19 protein-coding genes are annotated in these 18,122 nt (G+C 51.3%); 9 read left to right on the forward strand and 10 right to left on the reverse strand.

The features are described 5' to 3' along the window. The first annotated feature begins 14 nt into the window (after positions 1 to 14). Entirely contained in the window at positions 15 to 551 is a 537-nt protein-coding gene (locus tag T458_RS38050; RefSeq protein ID WP_023556283.1) for a histidine phosphatase family protein, read from the forward strand. On the opposite strand, the gene T458_RS38055 is transcribed toward T458_RS38050, so the two are convergent. Next, complete coding sequence (locus T458_RS38055) at positions 548 to 1,285, reverse strand: class I SAM-dependent methyltransferase (RefSeq protein WP_023556284.1); 738 nt, start codon at positions 1,283 to 1,285, stop codon at positions 548 to 550. The genes T458_RS38050 and T458_RS38055 overlap by 4 nt on opposite strands. A gap of 151 nt (positions 1,286 to 1,436) precedes the next feature. On the opposite strand from T458_RS38055, the gene T458_RS38060 reads away from it, so the two are divergent. Together T458_RS38060 and T458_RS56010 are read left to right on the forward strand one after the other, a co-directional pair. Continuing rightward, positions 1,437 to 1,958: a superoxide dismutase family protein gene (locus T458_RS38060; protein WP_023556285.1), complete on the forward strand. Its 522-nt coding sequence runs from the start codon at positions 1,437 to 1,439 to the stop codon at positions 1,956 to 1,958. A gap of 127 nt (positions 1,959 to 2,085) precedes the next feature. Further along, positions 2,086 to 3,543, forward strand: coding sequence for a copper amine oxidase N-terminal domain-containing protein (locus T458_RS56010; RefSeq protein ID WP_023556286.1), 1,458 nt, complete (start codon positions 2,086 to 2,088; stop codon positions 3,541 to 3,543). 338 nt (positions 3,544 to 3,881) lie between these two features. On the opposite strand, the gene T458_RS38070 is transcribed toward T458_RS56010, so the two are convergent. After that, positions 3,882 to 4,718 (reverse strand): 1,4-dihydroxy-6-naphtoate synthase, encoded by an 837-nt coding sequence (locus T458_RS38070; RefSeq protein ID WP_023556287.1) that lies wholly within the window; start codon positions 4,716 to 4,718, stop codon positions 3,882 to 3,884. After that, entirely contained in the window at positions 4,715 to 5,377 is a 663-nt protein-coding gene (locus T458_RS38075) for a futalosine hydrolase (RefSeq protein ID WP_023556288.1), read from the reverse strand. Before T458_RS38075 ends, T458_RS38070 begins: the two co-directional genes overlap by 4 nt. Positions 5,378 to 5,545: 168 nt before the next feature. Between T458_RS38075 and T458_RS38080 the strand changes: the two genes are divergently transcribed. From T458_RS38080 to eutH, 3 genes are all read left to right on the forward strand, one after another. Then, the gene (locus T458_RS38080) at positions 5,546 to 6,145 is read left to right on the forward strand and encodes a nitroreductase family protein (RefSeq protein WP_023556289.1); all 600 of its coding nucleotides are present in this window, start codon (positions 5,546 to 5,548) and stop codon (positions 6,143 to 6,145) included. Positions 6,146 to 6,399: 254 nt separating this feature from the next. Next, the gene (locus tag T458_RS38085) at positions 6,400 to 6,600 is read left to right on the forward strand and encodes a cold-shock protein (RefSeq protein ID WP_023556290.1); all 201 of its coding nucleotides are present in this window, start codon (positions 6,400 to 6,402) and stop codon (positions 6,598 to 6,600) included. Positions 6,601 to 6,964: 364 nt separating this feature from the next. Next, positions 6,965 to 8,242: an ethanolamine utilization protein EutH gene (eutH, locus tag T458_RS38090; protein ID WP_023556291.1), complete on the forward strand. Its 1,278-nt coding sequence runs from the start codon at positions 6,965 to 6,967 to the stop codon at positions 8,240 to 8,242. Between the two features lie 58 nt (positions 8,243 to 8,300). Here eutH and T458_RS38095 read toward each other — a convergent pair whose 3' ends face one another. After that, positions 8,301 to 8,768: an SRPBCC family protein gene (locus T458_RS38095; protein ID WP_023556292.1), complete on the reverse strand. Its 468-nt coding sequence runs from the start codon at positions 8,766 to 8,768 to the stop codon at positions 8,301 to 8,303. Positions 8,769 to 8,926: 158 nt separating this feature from the next. On the opposite strand from T458_RS38095, the gene T458_RS38100 reads away from it, so the two are divergent. Then, a complete protein-coding gene (locus tag T458_RS38100; protein WP_023556293.1) occupies positions 8,927 to 9,808 on the forward strand; it encodes a YitT family protein in 882 nt (293 codons plus the stop codon). Positions 9,809 to 9,909: 101 nt separating this feature from the next. Here the strand turns inward: T458_RS38100 and T458_RS38105 are convergent, their stop codons facing one another. Then, positions 9,910 to 10,314, reverse strand: coding sequence for an acyl-CoA thioesterase (locus T458_RS38105; protein ID WP_023556294.1), 405 nt, complete (start codon positions 10,312 to 10,314; stop codon positions 9,910 to 9,912). Between the two features lie 165 nt (positions 10,315 to 10,479). Between T458_RS38105 and T458_RS38110 the strand changes: the two genes are divergently transcribed. Continuing rightward, positions 10,480 to 10,932, forward strand: a complete 453-nt coding sequence (locus T458_RS38110; protein ID WP_031305615.1) for a DinB family protein — start codon at positions 10,480 to 10,482, stop codon at positions 10,930 to 10,932. Between the two features lie 131 nt (positions 10,933 to 11,063). Then, a complete protein-coding gene (locus tag T458_RS38115; RefSeq protein WP_023556296.1) occupies positions 11,064 to 11,954 on the forward strand; it encodes a DMT family transporter in 891 nt (296 codons plus the stop codon). A gap of 121 nt (positions 11,955 to 12,075) precedes the next feature. On the opposite strand, the gene T458_RS56430 is transcribed toward T458_RS38115, so the two are convergent. The 5 genes from T458_RS56430 to ltrA form a co-directional block, all read right to left on the reverse strand. Further along, entirely contained in the window at positions 12,076 to 12,402 is a 327-nt protein-coding gene (locus T458_RS56430) for a hypothetical protein (protein ID WP_084567940.1), read from the reverse strand. Between the two features lie 145 nt (positions 12,403 to 12,547). Then, on the reverse strand, positions 12,548 to 13,993 hold the full coding sequence (locus tag T458_RS38125; protein ID WP_023556298.1) for a sensor histidine kinase: 1,446 nt from the start codon (positions 13,991 to 13,993) through the stop codon (positions 12,548 to 12,550). Continuing rightward, the gene (locus tag T458_RS38130; protein WP_023556299.1) at positions 13,993 to 14,688 is read right to left on the reverse strand and encodes a response regulator transcription factor; all 696 of its coding nucleotides are present in this window, start codon (positions 14,686 to 14,688) and stop codon (positions 13,993 to 13,995) included. The genes T458_RS38125 and T458_RS38130 overlap by 1 nt, the downstream gene beginning before the upstream one ends. Positions 14,689 to 14,920: 232 nt before the next feature. Beyond that, positions 14,921 to 16,246, reverse strand: coding sequence for a branched-chain amino acid transport system II carrier protein (gene brnQ / locus T458_RS38135; protein WP_023556300.1), 1,326 nt, complete (start codon positions 16,244 to 16,246; stop codon positions 14,921 to 14,923). 184 nt (positions 16,247 to 16,430) lie between these two features. Beyond that, complete coding sequence (gene ltrA, locus T458_RS38140; RefSeq protein ID WP_023556301.1) at positions 16,431 to 17,693, reverse strand: group II intron reverse transcriptase/maturase; 1,263 nt, start codon at positions 17,691 to 17,693, stop codon at positions 16,431 to 16,433. Positions 17,694 to 18,122 lie beyond the last annotated feature (429 nt).

Below are 18,122 nucleotides of genomic sequence, written 5' to 3' on the forward strand. Positions count from 1 at the left end.
AATGAGGTGATCGGATGAAGCTGTTTTTGGTCAGGCATTGCAGCGCCGAAGGTCAGGAGGCTGCGGCCCCTTTGACCACGGCGGGACAGGAACAAGCCCAGCGTCTCGCCGACTTTTTGCAGGGAAAAGAGATTGCAAGAATCATCTCAAGTCCATTTCTTCGCACCCGTCAATCCGTACAGCCTTTAGCGGACCGTCTTGGTCTTCCGATCGATGCAGATGAGCGGCTGGCGGAGCGGGTGCTTTGCGGCGAAAACCATCCCGATTGGCGCTCCATGCTCCAGCGCACCTTTGACGACCTGGACCTGATCTTCGCAGGTGGTGAATCCAGCAGAATGGCGATGAACCGCGCCCTCGGCGTGATCGGAGAAGTTACCGCTAGCGGCAGCGGAAACATCGTCCTGGCTACCCATGGCAATCTGCTCTCCTTGCTGCTCAAGCATTATGACGAGCGTACAGGATATGCCGAATGGGAGCGGCTGACCAATCCCGACGTCTACGAACTCTCCTTTTCGAAGGCTCCCGTCAGGCCGGTGCGCATCTGGGATTAATCCCTCTCCCTTCTTTTCTTAGCCGAAAAAAAGAGAAACAGCGGAATCCTCATCCTGCGTTGATAGGTTTCCTCCTGGCGAAAATTCGTGCGTAGCGGCTTGGATTCTCTTACGTGCTCCACGACAAAACCAGCTTTTTGCAATGCAAGGAAATACGTCTCAATGGAACGGTGGTACTTGTAGACAGTCCCACCCATCCATTGCTGCTCCCGGTAGCCTTCTGTGAAATAATGGTCCACTACCCAGCTTGTACGTATGCCTGAGGGCTGCAATGTAGACGTAATGACGGGATGCTCGACAGAAAATATGAGTTTGCCGTCGGGCGTCAAAGTCTGGAAAAAGTTGTGCAGCAAACGGTCCAGATCCGCTACATAATGAATCGCCAGACGGGAGATCACCCGGTCAAAGGCTTCATGCGGATAATCCCACTCCTCCATCCAGGTTCGAACGACGTTCCCGTTGGCCCCCTCCAGCGACTTTTGTGCGGCCGTCACCATGTTGCCAGATCCCTCCAAGCCCAGATAAGCCGTACAGCCTCGGTCCAGTAACTCTCTCCCGTAGCTCGCGTCTCCACAGCCGACATCAAGTATGCGTAATCCTGCTACGCTCCCCAGCAGTTCTTGGAAGACAGGCTTCTCCAGCGTGTCATTGGCGTTTTCCTCAGCTTGTCTGCGCTCCATATACCTGGCAAAATTCTCATCCCTGTCATAAAAATCCGATCCGTGATAATTCATCCCCAGCCCCCCTAACCGCCTCTCTCTTCCATTCGACTCTTCCTTTTCTGTGCACGAGACACAAAACCCTCCCAAACGTAGGCAAGCACGCTGCGCCCACCCATGTCATACGATGTACCATCAAATGTTCATGACAAGGGTGAATACAAGAATGAATTGGTATGTACCTGCTGCTTATGGATACGATCCGCGATTCGTGTCCTCCTCGTATGCTTATGCACCGACCCAATCCTACGCTGAGATTCAGGGCGGTCCTCTGGCTCCCGATCTGCAAGGCTTTGTGGTGTTTACCGACGTCCCTTATGGCACGGATGTATTTGTAGAAGTGAGCGGTCTTCCTTCCCATGAAGGCCACCAGCCGGTCGGCCCCTTTTTTGGCTTCCATGTGCATGACAAAGGCTCTTGCGCCATCGGCGATCCGACCAATCCCTTTCAGGCCTCGGGCGAGCACTGGAATCCTACCAACCAGCCCCACCCTCATCACGCAGGAGATCTGCCTGTCCTCCTGTCCAATAGCGGATACGCTCGGATGAATTTCTTCACCAATCGCTTCCGGGCGGCAGATGTGATCGGAAAAACAGTCGTTATCCACCAAAACCCCGACGATTACCGCACCCAGCCGGCCGGAAACTCCGGAAAACGCCTGGCATGCGGACTGATCGTAGCTGGTTAGCAAATAAAAGAGAAGAATATTTCCTGGCACTGAAATGTTCTTCTCTTTTTAGGTACTTTCTACTAATCGTCATAGGTATTTATTCCGATACAACAAGTAATTCATCTAATAAAGGAGTCATACACCCATGAACCGATTGCAAAAATGGATCAGCCTCGCAAGCATCATTCTACTTTTTGTGTCCACTCTCGGCATCAGCAGTGCCAAGGCCTCTTGCTATGCCACCCGCAATCCTTTAGCTCCCGTGTTGAAGGAAGTCATTATCGATGCGGACGGCAATCTGTCCGCCTATGTTCGGGTTGAACCGGAATATCTCGAACACATGCAACTGGTCTTTATGGACAAGCGGGGAAGAGAGCAGTGGCGCATCCCGGTGAATACCGTAGCAAAGCAGAGAACCGAAACCGTCACAGCCAGCGATCTGCAAGGCCAAGAAATTCAAGTCAAAGTCAAGACAGGTGAAATCCGCATCTCCCATAAAGAGCTGGACGAGCTGTCAGTCGATGCAAAAGTGTATCTGGAAGTACGAAACTATCAACCAAAAGAAAAGAAAACCACAGGCGAATATTTTATCGATCCTATCGTCTCAGAAGAGGCATGCGGCAAATTCACCCTGCAATCGGAAGAAGAATCCATCTATTTTACCAAGAGCAAAGAGAGCGCTTTTCCCGGGTATGTGAAAATCTCTGAGGGTTCGATCCAGATCGTCATCAACCTGACCACTGGATACGAGAAGGCAAAGTTTACGCTCGTCGTACTCAATGAAAATGGACAAGTCGTCAAGCGGATTCCTGTACAAACCAAGAACCCGACGCTATCCTCCAAAAGCTTGTCTCTGTCAGCGGGTACGTACACCGTCCAGCTCGAGATGACAAACGGCGGCAGCAAAACTTATTCCGAAAGTGTCAAGTGGGTCATTTCTGCGCCAAAAGTAGAGTTCTCCATTCCAAGCGGAGCACAATTTCCCGGGAATGTCACGATCAACAGCAACGGAACGATTAAAGTGACACTTAAAGTGTCCAGTTCCTATCAAGTTTACGAATATTATCTGGTGGTAGTGGATGCCTGGGGCAACGAAGTGCGTCGCGTGTCCATCGATCCGTCCAATGTCAATCAGCTCATTTCCAACCTCAATCTGACTACCGGGGGCTACACGCTCTACATCGAAGTCATCGATTCAGCAAGCCAAGAGTATGCACAATCACTGTCTACCTTCTATACGGTGAATACATCGGGACAGATCATCGTCTTCATCGACGGAGAATTGCAGAATTACAGCAAGCCGCCTGTCAAAATCAACTCGCGGGTTCTCGTTCCTATGCGCGCTGTCTTTGAAGCGTTTGGCGCGAAGGTAGATTGGGATGAAGCGACGCAAAGCGTCACAGCCACTCGAGGCAACGACGTCATCAAGCTGACCATCGGTTCCAAAACGGCATATAAAAATGGGCAGCCCATTCTCATGGACGTGCCCGCCATTCTGTACAACAATGAGACAACCATGGTTCCCATCCGTTTTGTCAGTGAAGCGTTGGGAGCAAAAGTAAGCTGGGATGGCTATTCCAACTCCGTCGTTATCAGCAACTAAGCTCGCTTTTATTGAGTAGTGGTCCAGCTGTGGTGGAGCGGAGGAAAAAGGGAAAAACGCTTTAGGCGGGTTGGGATCTTTGCTGGGGGTCATCCCTGGCCGGCTACACTCCAAAGGCGGAACCGCGGCCAAAAGCAGCCGACTTCGAAGAAGTATTTCAGGGTTGTCCGCTGAAAGCGTGTTCCGCCTTTTCCGCTCCAGCTTGGTCAAGATCCCAAATGCCTTGCGCTTTTTTTCCCTTTTTCCTCGACCAGCTTTGCCTGATCCTCCGTCCTTAAAAAGTTCTATAAAAAATAAGATCAAAAAGGGGCGAATCCATCGCCCCTTTTTCATTTTTGCTATTCGATTCTCAGTGCAGCCGGATCGATTTTGGGTACAAGCCCCTCATCGGCAGCTCTTCCCAGCAGAGCCGTGATAGCTGCGAAGCCTTCCTCGCCGAGATTGCGGGTGAATTCATTGACATACAGATCAATATGCGCTTTTGCCACTTCCGGCGACAGCTCCTGCGCGTGGCGCATCACATAGTCGGTGGAAGCGTCAGGATGCGCCCAGGCATATTCCACGGAAGCGCGTGTCCAACGGGTCAGCGCCTCGAGATCCATATGCCTGCGGGCGATGATCGCTCCGAGCGGAATCGGCAGGTTCGTGTCGCTCTCCCACCAGCTTCCCAAGTCCTGCATCAGGGACAGACCGTAATTTTGATACGTGAATCTCGCTTCGTGGATGACCAGTCCTGCGTCGATCCGTCCGTCTCGCGCAGCAGGCATGATCTCGTGGAATGGCATGACGACAATCTCGCCAAAGCCGCCCGGCACATGTCTTGCCGCCCACAAACGGAACAAGAGATAAGCCGTGGAACGTTCACTCGGCACCGCCACCCGCTTGCCTGCCAATGCAGACGGGTCCTGACCGCCGCCGAGTGTCAGCCCCAGCGGCCCGCAGCCTCTCCCCAACGCTCCTCCGCACGGAATCAGCGCGTAATCCTTCAAGACATAGGGCAGTGCCGCGTAGGAAATTTTCATCACTTCCGGTCCCTCGACGCGAGCTGCCAGTGTATTGGTGATGTCAATATCCGCATACATAATGTCCAGCTCCGGCGCTCCCGGGATCAACCCGTGCGCCCAGGCGTGGAAGACAAATGTGTCATTGGGACATGGTGAAAAAGCAATTTTCATGATAGTACCTCCCGTAATCCGGAGCTTGCGCGCTCCAATGCTTCCAGTGCTTCCTTGATTCGCCAAGCCGACTTGTCACGCGGTCCGATGGCGTTGGAGACAGCCCGCAATTCCATGACGGGCAAGCCGAAGTCTACGGCTGCCGTAGCGACCCCGAAGCCCTCCATCGCTTCTGCAGCCGCCTCCGGCACGCGTGCAATCAGCTCCTCGGCCGTTTGCGCAGTACCTGTCACCGTCGACAGTGTCAAAATGGGGGCACAGATCGCCGAAACCCCTCTGCGCTGCACCGCCTCCGTCAAGGCGATGGCCCATTCGGCGTTCACCTCGATGCGGGCTGTGCCAAACCCCAGCTTGTCCACGCTGACGAATCCTTCCGCCGTCTCTGCTCCCAGATCCGCACAGATGATTTCCTTGGCAACGACGATTGATCCGATCCCTGCCCGCTGGACAAAGCCGCCGCAGATCCCTGCGCATACGACCGCATCATACGGCTTTTCTGCCAATTTGCGCGCTGTCCGTGCCGCCGCTGACATCGGACCAACTCCGCCGATGATGACTTCAAAACGGCTGTCCTCCCCCAGTCCGCGCCACACGGCATCACGCTCTGCTTCGACAGATGTGACAACCAGCACACGCTTTTCTCCTCGTGCAGCATTCATTGTGCAAACTCCCCTTCTCCCGCAAACTCCACTTACCACGTTAACGCTACTTTCGCACTCTGTAAAGTGTTTGACAACCTTAGCAATCTCCCTGACTGTCGTGCATAAATCCACGAACAAACACCCATCCTGATAGTGGAAGAAATTACGTCTAGGAGGCAGCCATTTATGGGAAGCGATTTTCTGTCAGCCGTCAAAAACCGGCGCAGCTATTACGCCATCAGCAAGGAAAGCCCGATCTCCGACCAGCAAATCCAAGAAGTGATCAACCACGCCGTACAGCACACTCCCTCCGCGTTCAATTCGCAAAGCGCCCGAGTCGTTCTCTTGTTGGGACAACAGCATGACAAGCTGTGGGACATCACCAAGGAAACCCTGCGCAAAATTGTGGATGCTGATAAATTTGGCCCCACAGAGGAAAAAATGAACTCGTTTCGCAGCGGCTACGGGACCGTCCTGTTTTATGAAGACCAAAGCGTGATCGAAAATATGCAAAACCAATTCGCACTCTACAAGGAAAATTTCCCGATCTGGTCCCAGCAATCCTCAGGCATGCTGCAATTCGTCGTCTGGACCGCGCTGGAAGATGCCGGCTTAGGGGCTTCGCTGCAGCACTACAATCCGCTGATCGATGCAGAAGTGGCCCAGACCTGGAACGTCCCGTCGACATGGAAGCTGATTGCACAGATGCCTTTTGGCAAGCCGACTGCGCAGCCGGGTGAAAAATCCTTCCAGCCGCTGGATGAGCGCGTCAAGGTTTATTCCTGATCTCTTTCCCAGTCCGCCTTTATTCATGCGCCCTCTCCATTCGAATGGGTGCTGAAGGATGAGGACTGGGATTTCCATTTTCTCTAATTGCATTTGCTTTTTGCCTGTGATATGATGATCTCAACTAAAGAGTTTGCGAGCGTTCACATATTGGTAAGGGTTTACACGTATGTTCGAACCTTTACCAATGTGTGAATTTTTATTTTCAACAAATAAAAGTTGCATATTCATTTTATCTTTTTGGAGGTACACCCATGCAAACAGGTACAGTAAAATGGTTCAACGCTGAAAAAGGTTATGGCTTCATCGCAGTTGAAGGCGGAAACGATGTATTCGTTCACTTCAGCGCAATTCAAGGCGAAGGTTTCAAATCCCTGGAAGAAGGCCAACGCGTTGAATTCAACGTGGTAGAAGGCAACCGCGGCCCACAAGCTGAGAACGTAGTAAAACTGTAAATAACAGTAAACGCCCTGCTTCGGCAGGGCTTTTTCTATATTTGTCCCTCGTCCTTGGTTGTAGGAAGATTCTGAAATATTCATTGACTTTAGGAAGTCCTCCCCATATAATCACTTTATAATAAATCTTAAGCAATGGCGCTTAAGGATCATTCCAGGTCTATCTTTCGACCGCCTGTCTGACACAAGTACATACAAGTAAGCAAAGGCGCTTAGGTATCTCTCGTTTGCGAGACTCCTAAGCGCTTTCCTTGTTTACCTGACCAAAAGGGGGACGACCGAACGCAAACCATGCCATTGCAAAATCACTTGTAGTCCAGGAGCTCGATACAGGGGAAAACTTGCACAAAGGTGGGATTGGAACGTGGAGTATATTGGAAGCGTTATCATTTACATTATCATGATCTGTGCCGTCATCGGCGCTGTCGCTGCCATCCGCAACAGTGATACAGGACTCGGCAAGGAATTTATGGAGGGCATTCATTCTACTGGATATATTTTTGTTCCTGCCGCAGGAATTATGGCATCTCTTCCCTATATCTCCTGGTTTGTCGAAAAAGCGGTCTCCCCTCTTTTTCATCAGATCGGGGCTGACCCCGCTATCGCCGCCACAGCCATCCTCGCTTCTGACATGGGCGGGTATCAACTGGCCGGCATTTTGAAAAGCACCATCGAAGGCTGGGTCATGGCCATGATTGTCGGATTCATGGCGGGTGCTACCATCGTCTTTTCGATACCGATGGGCTTGGCGATGCTGGACAAACGCGATCACAAGTACATGGCCTTGGGCATCATGTCGGGTATTTTGACTGTGCCGATTGGCGCGTTTATCACGAGCGCCATTCTCGTTGCGACCCAGATGAATGTACGCACCGAGATCACCGCAAACGGCGAGTCGACCTACGCCTTCGCCATCGGAATCGGGCAAGTTTTGCTGAACCTGTCTCCCATCCTGGTGTTTGTCGTTGCCATTGCATTGGGCCTTCGCTTTCTGCCTGATATGATGATTCGCGGCTTCATGATTTTCGGCAGGACGATGGATGCTGGGATCAAGCTTGTCCTCGTCTTTTCGATCGTTGAATACTTTACCGGGATTTTCACCACCATGTTCGGCGCATGGGGTTTCGACCCGATCATCGCAGACCCGCAGGATCAGTACCGCGCGCTGGAGACGGCTGGCTACATCGGTATTATGCTCGCTGGGGCCTTCCCGATGGTCTATCTCTTGCGCAAATACGCATCCAAACCGCTCGAAGCCGTAGGCAAGCGCTTGGGCTTGAGTCCCACGGGCAGCGCCGGGCTGCTGGCAACCATCGCCAATATTTTAGCCATGTTCCGTCTGGTGCGCTTCATGCCGCCAAAGGATAAGGTGATCAACATCTCGTTTGGCGTCTGTGCTGCGTTTTTGCTGGGCGATCATCTCTCCTTCTCCGCGAACTTCCAACCGAATATTATCTTGCCAGTCATCGTCGGCAAATTCGGCGCTGGTGCGATTGCCATCGCCCTCGCCTACTGGCTTTCCGTCCCCAAAGCGCTTGAGCTGGAAAAGCAGGACCGCGCTGCCGGAATCATCGGGCCCGACGAATACATGGATGAGAAGCCGGCTGCAGGCGATTCCGAAGTGGCCGCCACAAAAGAATAGACAACATAAAAAAGAGCTGTCCTCACGAGGGACGGCTCTTCATTTTGTAATGAATATTCTAGGGAGCGCAGCAAAGCTCTCCTTTTCCGGATTCCAGCTCTTTTTTCAGGCTAGAGAGTACCTGGGGCCAAGCCATCTGGTGCCACGCCTTCGCCTTTTCCCACTCTTCCGTCTCGCCCCATCCAAAATGCTCCACCAAGACATGAGTCCCTTCTTCTTTTTCCGAGAGCGTGACAAGGACATACGTGAGTGCTTTTTCATGATTCATCACAGATGCGAAATCATCCGGCCCCTTCCAGGTAAAGCCCAGACGTTCCTGCGGCTCCCAAAGTGTAATGATGCAACCCTTGGTCCCCATCTGATCGTGATTGCCTGGGGTGAAAAACAATTCAAAAGCGCCGCCTAGCCGCGGTTCCAGATTCGCTTGCGGGGCAAACCATTTGGTGATGCGTTCGCTATGCGTCCAAGCCCACCATACCCAGTCCCGAGGCGCCGTGATTTCGATCTCTGCCTGAAATGAGTTCATCCTTTTCTTCCTCCTCTGACTATTCCGTCAGATCGAACATACCAATCCTGGTATTTCCAGTCAATATGCTTGCCCGCACTTTTGGTTGCGATTCCTGCGCTAAATTTCCACCATGAAATGGTATAATGGAAGTAGTTCAAATATTAAGGAGGTTACGAATGGACCAAGCAACATCCAAAACCAGTCATCAAAAGCTGCCTATTTCAAAACTATTGAGAAGAGCTCTTTTTATCCTGATCGGGGCTACACTGGTGTCGGTCGGGCTGGAAATTTTTTTGGTTCCAAATCAGATTATTGACGGTGGAATTGTGGGAATCTCGATTATCGCCTCGCATTTAACAGGAATCAAGCTGGGCGTATTTTTATTTGTACTGAATCTCCCCTTTCTGCTGATCGGCTATAAGCACATGGGCAAAACCTTTGCCATCTCCACACTTTTTGGCGTCACGGTCATGTCTATTGGAACCTCTCTGCTTCATCCCGTATCCAGCTTGACCGATGATCCACTCCTCGCTGCTGTATTTGGCGGAATCATCCTGGGTATCGGTGTCGGGCTCGTCCTGCGCTACGGAGGTTCACTTGACGGTACAGAGATCGTCGCTGTCCTGATGAACAAAAAGTCCCCCTTCTCCGTCGGGGAAATCGTGATGTTCATGAATCTGTTTATCCTGAGCAGCGCCGGCTTCGTCTTTGGCTGGAATCACGCGATGTACTCGCTGATCGCCTACTACATTGCGTTCAAGATGATCGACCTGACCATTGATGGCTTTCAGGAATCCAAATCCGTCTGGATCATCAGCGACAACTACAAAGAGATCGGCGATGCCATCTCTGCACGCTTGGGTCGCGGAATCACCTATCTGAAGGGCGAAGGCGGATACTCCGGCGATGACAAAAAAGTCGTGTTTTGCGTCATCACTCGTCTGGAGGAAGCAAAGCTGAAGCTGATTGTAGAAGAGCTGGACCCTTCTGCTTTCCTGGCTGTCGGCAATATTCACGATGTGCGCGGCGGACAGTTTAAAAAGAGCGCCATCCACTAAACGGATCGCGCGACAGGAAAGGCAATTGTATAGCCGAAGCGTTTATTCTTGCTGTATCGGGAAGCAATTGCGGATCGTTTTCCGATACAGTCAGAATAATGTCAAGCTAGACTCGCCTTCAAAGCGGCGGTCATTTCCGGGGGAAGTGGAATGGAGCTTCTGGTCTGTGCATCGATCATCACCATCGTGATATCGGCGTCTGATACCAGCTCTTCCTTTTGATTGTATAGTTCATGCCGGATGACGAAGCTTTTCGTTCCTTGCTTGAGAACGGTCGTACGCACCTGCACTTCTTCCAGCAGCCGCAGCTCTTTTCGATAATTGATGTTGATATTCACCACAACCGGCATGACCCCACGCCGCTTCATCTCATCGAAAGTAAAGCCCAGCTTCCAGATCCAGTCGAACCTCGCCCACTCCATGTACTCCAGGTATTTGGCATTATTGACATGCCCGATCACATCAATATCCGTGGAACGGACCGTCAAGTCGAATGTATGTACCATCTCCATCCCTCCTCGTCTTTCTCCCTAGTATACCGTGTAACCACGACTGAGTGAATGCTCATTCGCAATATTCGCACTTCTGAGACTGCCTATTTTGCCAATTTTCCGTATAATAGGAGATAGAACCGCATTTTGAATGGAAGAAAGCAGAAAGAAGGGATCATAATGTTCGAGCAAATGCTGCTGCCCGCTTTTCAGACAGCCCGTTCCCGTTATATGGACACGATGAGTGGCCTGGAGGAAAATCAGCTTTCCTGGAAATTGGCCCCTGGCTCCAACTCTATCGGTTTTCTCATTCGACATCTAGCAGAGGTGGAGTACCGCTTCAGCCAGATGTTCTTCCAAACCCCTCTCCCTGAAGACGTAACCCTTGCCACCATCGGTCCGGTCAAGGATGAGGGCATCTACACAGAGCTTGAGCCGTTGCTTCGCTTTCGGGATCAAGCCTACCAGCACTTGTTGCATGCGCTCCAGTCCCTGCCGGAAAAGGATTGGGACATTCCCTGTGAAGCGCCGATCGGCAAGCTGACCCCGCGAGAAGCGTTGGGACGCTTGACTTATCATATGGGATACCACACAGGTCAGATCGGACTGATTCGCAAATACGCAGGGAGGTGAACCACGATGTGCGCTCCACGCTTTGAATGTGATGTGCCCGCTCTCGCCTAGCCGGTGAGGGAGCGTTGGCATGACGATCCCCCCGGCTGTGAAATCGCATGTTCAATCGATTTCCGGGAGGGGTCTTACCTATGAAGAATGTACATTGGAAAAAGCAGTTGTTTGGCGCAATCTGTCTTACTCTCGCAGCGGCGATCTGGGGCGGTGTCTACGTCGTAAGCAAAGTCGTCCTGGATGTCATCCCGCCTTTTACTCTGCTGATCATTCGCTTCGGCATCGCCTTGATCGTACTGGGCGCTTTTGTCGTCGCTCGCAGGGAATACATCGCCAAAAAGGATGCTCCGCTGCTGATGGCCATCGCGTTTGTCGGCGTGACAATCTCCATCGCCGCGCAGTTTCTAGGGACCAAGCTGTCATCGGCCCATATGGGGGCGTTGATTACCTCTGCTTCCCCTGCCTTCATCGCCCTTTTTGCCATCTGGATCCTGAAGGAGCGGATCAGATGGCAGCAGACGGCTGGCATCCTGCTGGCTACAGTCGGGGTGATGATCGTCATCGGCGTCCCGAGTGAAACGGATACGCATACGTCCTGGATCGGCAATCTGATCCTGCTCGTCGCAGCGCTGAGCTGGGGTCTGTATACGGTGCTGAGCAAAAAGGCGACACAGAAATACTCTTCACTCACTGTCACGACCTATGCCGCCTTTTTTGGCCTGATTTTTTCCTGGCCGCTGTCTGTCTGGGAGCTGGCCGTCACTCCGGTATCCTGGGAGTGGAGCTGGCAAATCTGGATGGGAGTGCTGTATATCGGCATCATCTCGACTGCCGGAGCCTTTTATCTGTGGAACAAAGGGTTCGAATGGATGCGAGCGGGGAGCGGAGCCGGATTTTTCTTTGTCCAGCCCATCGTCGGAGCTTTCCTGGGCTGGCTGCTGCTAGGTGAATATCTCGGTGTGGGATTTTTCGCAGGGGCATTCTTCATATTTCTCGGGGTCTTGTTGTCCAATCTGCGGTCTTCCTAAGAAAAAAAAGAGGGGTTGCCCTACGCTTACAATAGGGCAACCCTGATCTATGTGAACCCGGGAGGGAAGTAGAGGAGTACAAACGTTCAACTCGACTACACCGTAATGGACGTATTACGGATTAGTTAGAAGCAGGTGTTTCAGCGGAATCTGCTGCAGGTGCATCGCTGGATGCTGGTGCGTCAGCAGAATCTGTAGCAGGTGCGTCAGCCGCTGGTGCATCAGCTGCAGGTGCTTCAGTAGGAGCATCTGCGGATGCAGGAGCATCAGTAGAAGCATCTGTGGATGCAGGTGCTTCAGTAGAAGCTGGTGCATCAGAAGGAGTGGATTCGGTAGTACCTTGTTCTTGTTGAGTTGCTGGCTCTGGAGTTTCTCCGCTGGAGCAAGCTACCAAGCTACCGGACAACAACAGTGCAACCGCTGCGAGTGAAAACCATTTTTTATTCATCTTTATTTACCCCTTTCAATCTTTAGCATAGTGACCGTCTCACCGTCACAACTACCATAGTAAAGGGTAAAGGTAACCAATCTGTGTGCCAAATTGGAAAAAAGCATGATCAAAATATGAAAAAATGATGACCTTCCCCAATGGGTCAGGTCATCGGCCGGTAAAACGCGACAGTCGGAAGCCAGACGGTAAAGGTGCTGCCCTCGCCCGGAACGCTTTCTACACTGCATTTTCCGTCATGCAGCTCGACCAATTCCTTGACGATTGCCAGCCCCAGTCCTGTTCCCTTGTTCTTCTTGGAACGGCCGCGATCCACTTTGAAAAACCGCTCCCATATCCGGTTCAGATCATCAGCTGATATTCCGACCCCGGTATCTGTCACACGAATCCGCACATACTGCTCCTCAGCGGTCGCCGACAGGCGGATCTCACCTTCCTCGGTGAACTTCAACGCGTTTTTGACCAGATTTTTGATAATCTGCGCCACCCGATCCCGATCCGCATAGATTTTCGGCAATTCATCCGGCACGTCGACCTCCATACGTATTCCCTTCTCTTCCGCCTCAGGATGGAACGAAAACGCGATCTTGCCCAACAGCTCCTTGACATCCACAGGGAACTTGGCAAGCGTAACTTCATTGTTCTCCAGCTTCATCAAATCCATCAGATCATCGACCAGGCGATTGATCTGCATGGTCTCGGAATACATCACCGCATAATATTTCTGGCGTGCTTCCTCCTCTTCTACCAAACCGTCCTGCAAGGCTTCCAAAAAGCCCTGCACGGCAGTCAAAGGCGTACGCAGCTCATGCGATACATTGGCGAGAAAATCATTTCGCACCTGCTCCAGATGATGGCGCTCCTGCTCCACCTTCTCCAGCTTTTCAGCCATGGTATTGATCGTCTGCGCCAAATCATTGATCTCATCCGAGGTGTGGACTTGCACCCGCTCCGCATAGTTGCCCCGCCCGATCTCGGCAGCAGTCCTTTCAATCGTCCGCAGGGGCCGGGAAATCGACCAGGAGAGATAGGAGACCATTGCTGTCGACAGCAATACCCCGAAAAGCGTCGCCCACAGAATCGTCTCGCGCATCTGGGCGAAGGTGCGCTCGATTCCTTCCAACGGGGCGTGCAAAATGATGCCGCCGTAGATCTTCTCCCCTTCTCCCCAAGGGACAGAGACCGAGAGCATCGGATCGTCCAATCCTTCGATCTGCAGCTCTGTTACGGCATTTTTCCCATGCAGCACATTATCTGCGATGGAGACCGCTACGGACTTGCCTGTGAACACTTCATCCTTCATCGACGTGGCGACAATCTTTCCTTCCTGGTTGAACAGCCAGATGCGCGTGTCGTAGGTCTTGTCCTTCTCCTCCAAAATATCCAACAGCTTTTTGTCCACACGGGGGCGCTCCAGAATTGCAGCATTTACATTTTTTGCCATACGCAGCAATTCTTCTTTTTTGGCGTCATAGAAGTATTCTCGCGCTGACATAGAGATCATGATTCCAGATACGCCCAATCCGAGCAGGACCGTGGCGAGAAAACTAAACAACAAACGGCGGAAAATACTTTTCGACATCCCCAGCATCAATCTTCCACCCCGAATTTATAGCCAATTCCCCAGACCGTGTGGATGCACTCGTACGGGAGCTTCTCCAGACGCTGGCGTATTTTCTTAATATGCACGTCAATGGTGCGAACATCGCCAAAATAGTCAAAACCCCATACCTGTTCGAGCAATTGCTCTCGTGAAAGGACACTTCCAGGCGACTTCGCAAGTTGGACGAGCAAGTCAAATTCCTTCGGGCGGAAGTTGATCTTCTCTCCTGCCGCGATGACTTCGCGCTTGTCAATATCGATCGTCAACTGGTCAAATGACATCACCGTCGCAGCATCTTCCTCCACTTTGGCTTTTGGCTGCATGCGCCGCAATATGGCACGAATCCGAGCGACCAGCTCGCGCGGACTAAACGGCTTCGTCACATAGTCGTCCGCTCCCAGCTCCAGCCCCAGGACCCGGTCAAATTCTTCATCTTTTGCTGTCAGCATGATAATGGGAGTATCCCACTTTTTGCGAATCTCCCGACAGGTTTCAAAGCCATCCATCTCCGGCATCATCACATCCAGGACAATCACGTCCGGATTTTCGACCTCCATCATCTCGATCCCCTGCTTGCCGTTGTGGGCAACGACGAGGTCAATCTGTTGCTTGGTGAAGTACAAGCGGATGATCTCACACACATTTGGATCGTCATCGATGACCAGTACCTTTGTTTGGCTCACTGTCCACAACCTCCTTTATCCAAAAAACCAGGCTCGCGCCCAGTTCTTATGCAGTCTCTCGTGATAGCCATCGTTTATTTCCGCGACTTTGTCCAGAGGTTCTAACTTTTCTATGTTAACATAGATAGCCGTACTTGTGGACGGGTAGAAGTCCTGAAGATTTTGTTCTATAGAAAAAGAAAAACAAAGCAAAGGCTGAATAGACCAACCTTTGCTTTGTCGACATTTCCAGTTATTTCACACGAGGAACCTCTCGGATAGCCCCCCAGATCCAACCAAGTACTGCACCTACAACAGCAGGGACAATCCACCCCACTCCCTGATTGAACAGCGGCAAATTCTTGTAGACAGAGGTGATGCCCTCTACCGGCAAGCCCAGCATCGACGCTCCCTCCACGAGACTGATCAGGGCTGTAAGGAAAATGGCCCCGATATAGACGGACCTGTACCCACGGAAGAGCTTGTCAAAAAAAGAGACCAGCATCAGAACAATCGCGATCGGATAGATAGCCATCAGAACAGGTACGGAATAGGCAATTAATTGCGTCAGGCCCACGTTGGCTATCGCTGCACTGAACACGCTAAGAATCAGGATCATGGCACGGTAGGAGATGCCTGGAATTTGGCTGGAGAAAAAGCGTCCGCATGCCGTCACCAATCCGACCGATGTCGTCAAGCAGGCCAGCATCACAGCCAAGCCCAGTACGACCGTTCCACCGCCGCCGAACAGATGATGCACCATGCCTGTCAAGATTTGCCCGCCATTTTCAGATTGACCAAGCCCGATGCTCGTCGCACCCATATATCCCAGTGCCAGATAGACCAATCCTAAACCAATCGCGGCAATGATAGCAGCCTTGATCGTAGAAATCGTAATTTTTCGCGGATTTGTAACTCCGCTCGCCTGTACGGCCACCGTAACGACAATCCCGAAGACCATCGCTGCCAGGGCATCCAGCGTCAGATATCCTTCCAGAAATCCTTTCACAAATGGCGAGGATTCCAGGTATGCTCCTGTCGGCTGCCCGATTTCTCCCACGGGTTTGACCAGCGATCCGATAAACATGAAGGCAATGATGACAAGCAGCGCAGGCGTAAGGATTTTTCCGATCCGATCAACCAGCTTGGACGGATTCAGGGAAAGCCAGAAGGTGATGGCAAAATAGATCACGGTTGTCAGCAGCAAGGGAACCCAGCTTGCTTTTGCGCTCTCGGACAAAAACGGCAGGACACCCATCTCATACGTTACCGTCGCCGTACGGGGGATAGCCAAAAACGGTCCAATCGCCAGGTAGACGATAAAGGTAAAAATGATGGCAAACACCGGATGCACTCTACCGGCCAGCGTCTGCAGGTTCCCGCCGCCAAGACCGACTGCGATCACGCCCAGCAAAGGAAGCCCTACACCCGTAATAATAAAACCGATGATCGCAATCCAAAAGCTTGTACCTGAAGCCTGTCCCAATGCAGGCGGAAAAATCATATTGCCGGCTCCAAAGAATAGAGCGAATAACATCAAACCTACAGTAAGGGTTTCTCTCTTGGTTAGTTCTCTCATGATGTCTCCTTAATTTTTTAATAAATTAAATTTTTTATAGTATAACTAAATTTCAATACTACATTCAAGCTTCGATTCTTGGAAGGGAATATTCCACCAGTATATTGTTAAATCGAGTAGGAGGGGGTGACTAACCCCCGTCCTCTCACACCACCGTACGTACCGTTCGGTATACGGCGGTTCATCAAGCTTGACGAGTTTCAAAGTATCGTTGTACTAGGCTCTTCAGCCCTTGTTGTTGCCAATAGGCAATACCGAGGGCTTTATGCATATGAGGGGTCTTTGTGGTACGCCATGCACCCTTACGGGTGTTTGCAATTTCGATTGCTTTTATATGTGAAATGCCAAGGGAACGGAGTGCTCGATATCTGGTTCTCACTCGTTTCCACTGCGTCCACAAGCAAAGGCGGAGCCTGCGTCTTGTCCATTCCTCAATGGATTGTAAGATTCCCTTTGCGTCTGCAAGGGCAAAATATCCAATCCAACCCATAAGATACTGGTTCAACCTTTCAATCCGTTCCTCAATCGAGATGCTCCACACAGGATTTGTGATCGTACGGATTTTCTCTTTTAACTTAAGAAGGGATTTTGGATGGATACGAACCCTTGTCTGTTTTACGAAAGTAAAACTGAAACCAAGGAATTTACGTTTCCACGGTCGTTCTACCGCACTTTTCTCCTCATTTACTTTTAGCCTAAGCACCTTCTCCAAGTAGTTTTTCATGCTTTCCTTAACTCGTTCCCCTGCTCGTTTTGTTTTCACGTAAACGTTGCAATCGTCTGCATAACGGCAGAAGCGGTGTCCCCTCTTTTCTAGTACCTTATCCAGATCATCAAGCAGGATGTTTGCTAATAGTGGGCTTAGCGGCCCACCTTGCGGTGTTCCTTCACTTGAGGATGTGCAGATTCCATTTATCATGACACCTGCGTTTAGATAAGATCGAATCAGCTTTAGAATGCGCTTATCTTGGACTTTACGAGCCACGCGGCTCATCAGGATATCATGGTTGACTCGATCAAAGAATTTCTCCAGATCGATGTCTACCACAAATCGGTATCCTTCGGAGATATACGCTTGCGCTTTCCTTACCGCCATGTGGGCGCTACGTCTTGGACGGAACCCGTAACTGGATTCCGAGAAGGTGGGGTCAAAGATCGGTGTTAATACTTGGAGGATGGCCTGCTGAATGAAACGGTCCACCACGGTGGGAATACCTAATAACCTTACGCCTCCGTCAGGTTTCGGGATTTCGACTCTGCGGACAGGTGAAGGTCGATAGGTTCCTCTTTCCAATTTCTCACGGATTGTTTGCCAGTGTTCACGTAGATAGTCGCGTAGTTGTTCGGTTGAAACACCATCGACTCCACCGACACCTTTGTTTGCCTCCACTCTTTGGAGTGCCATCCGTAAGTTTTCCCGTGATAAAACTTTCTCCAGCAAATCCATGACGATATTCCTTTCTTCGCACATGCGGGTTCCGTGTTTGCTGTACGATACTCAGCCCTCTTTTGTACCCTCGGGGCTTCACCCCTGCTCTTCAAAAGTAGTTCCTTGATGGAATTCTGCTTCGGCGTATCGTGACAAAATACATGGATTGCATGCTGACTTGATGTTCAGCCCTTCCCTATTCGAGCGTCCTCTACTCAGGTAATATGGCCTCTGCTGACTTCTGCATGTTCAGCGCCTCCTTTCGGAGGCGGTTACCAACGGTTGAAGGCATTTCATGCAGACCTCCCCAGGTAAGAACGATAACTTTCATCCCATGTACCTGCCCAAGTTTACTGCTGCATCCCTTGGCTGTATGGGGCTTTGTCTTGTATGGCAGACTCGCCCGAATACAACAGCCTCAAATTGGGTTCGTGTACCTCAGGTCGG

It is taken from the genome of Brevibacillus panacihumi W25, assembly GCF_000503775.1.
GTDB classification, from domain to species: domain Bacteria; phylum Bacillota; class Bacilli; order Brevibacillales; family Brevibacillaceae; genus Brevibacillus; species Brevibacillus panacihumi_A.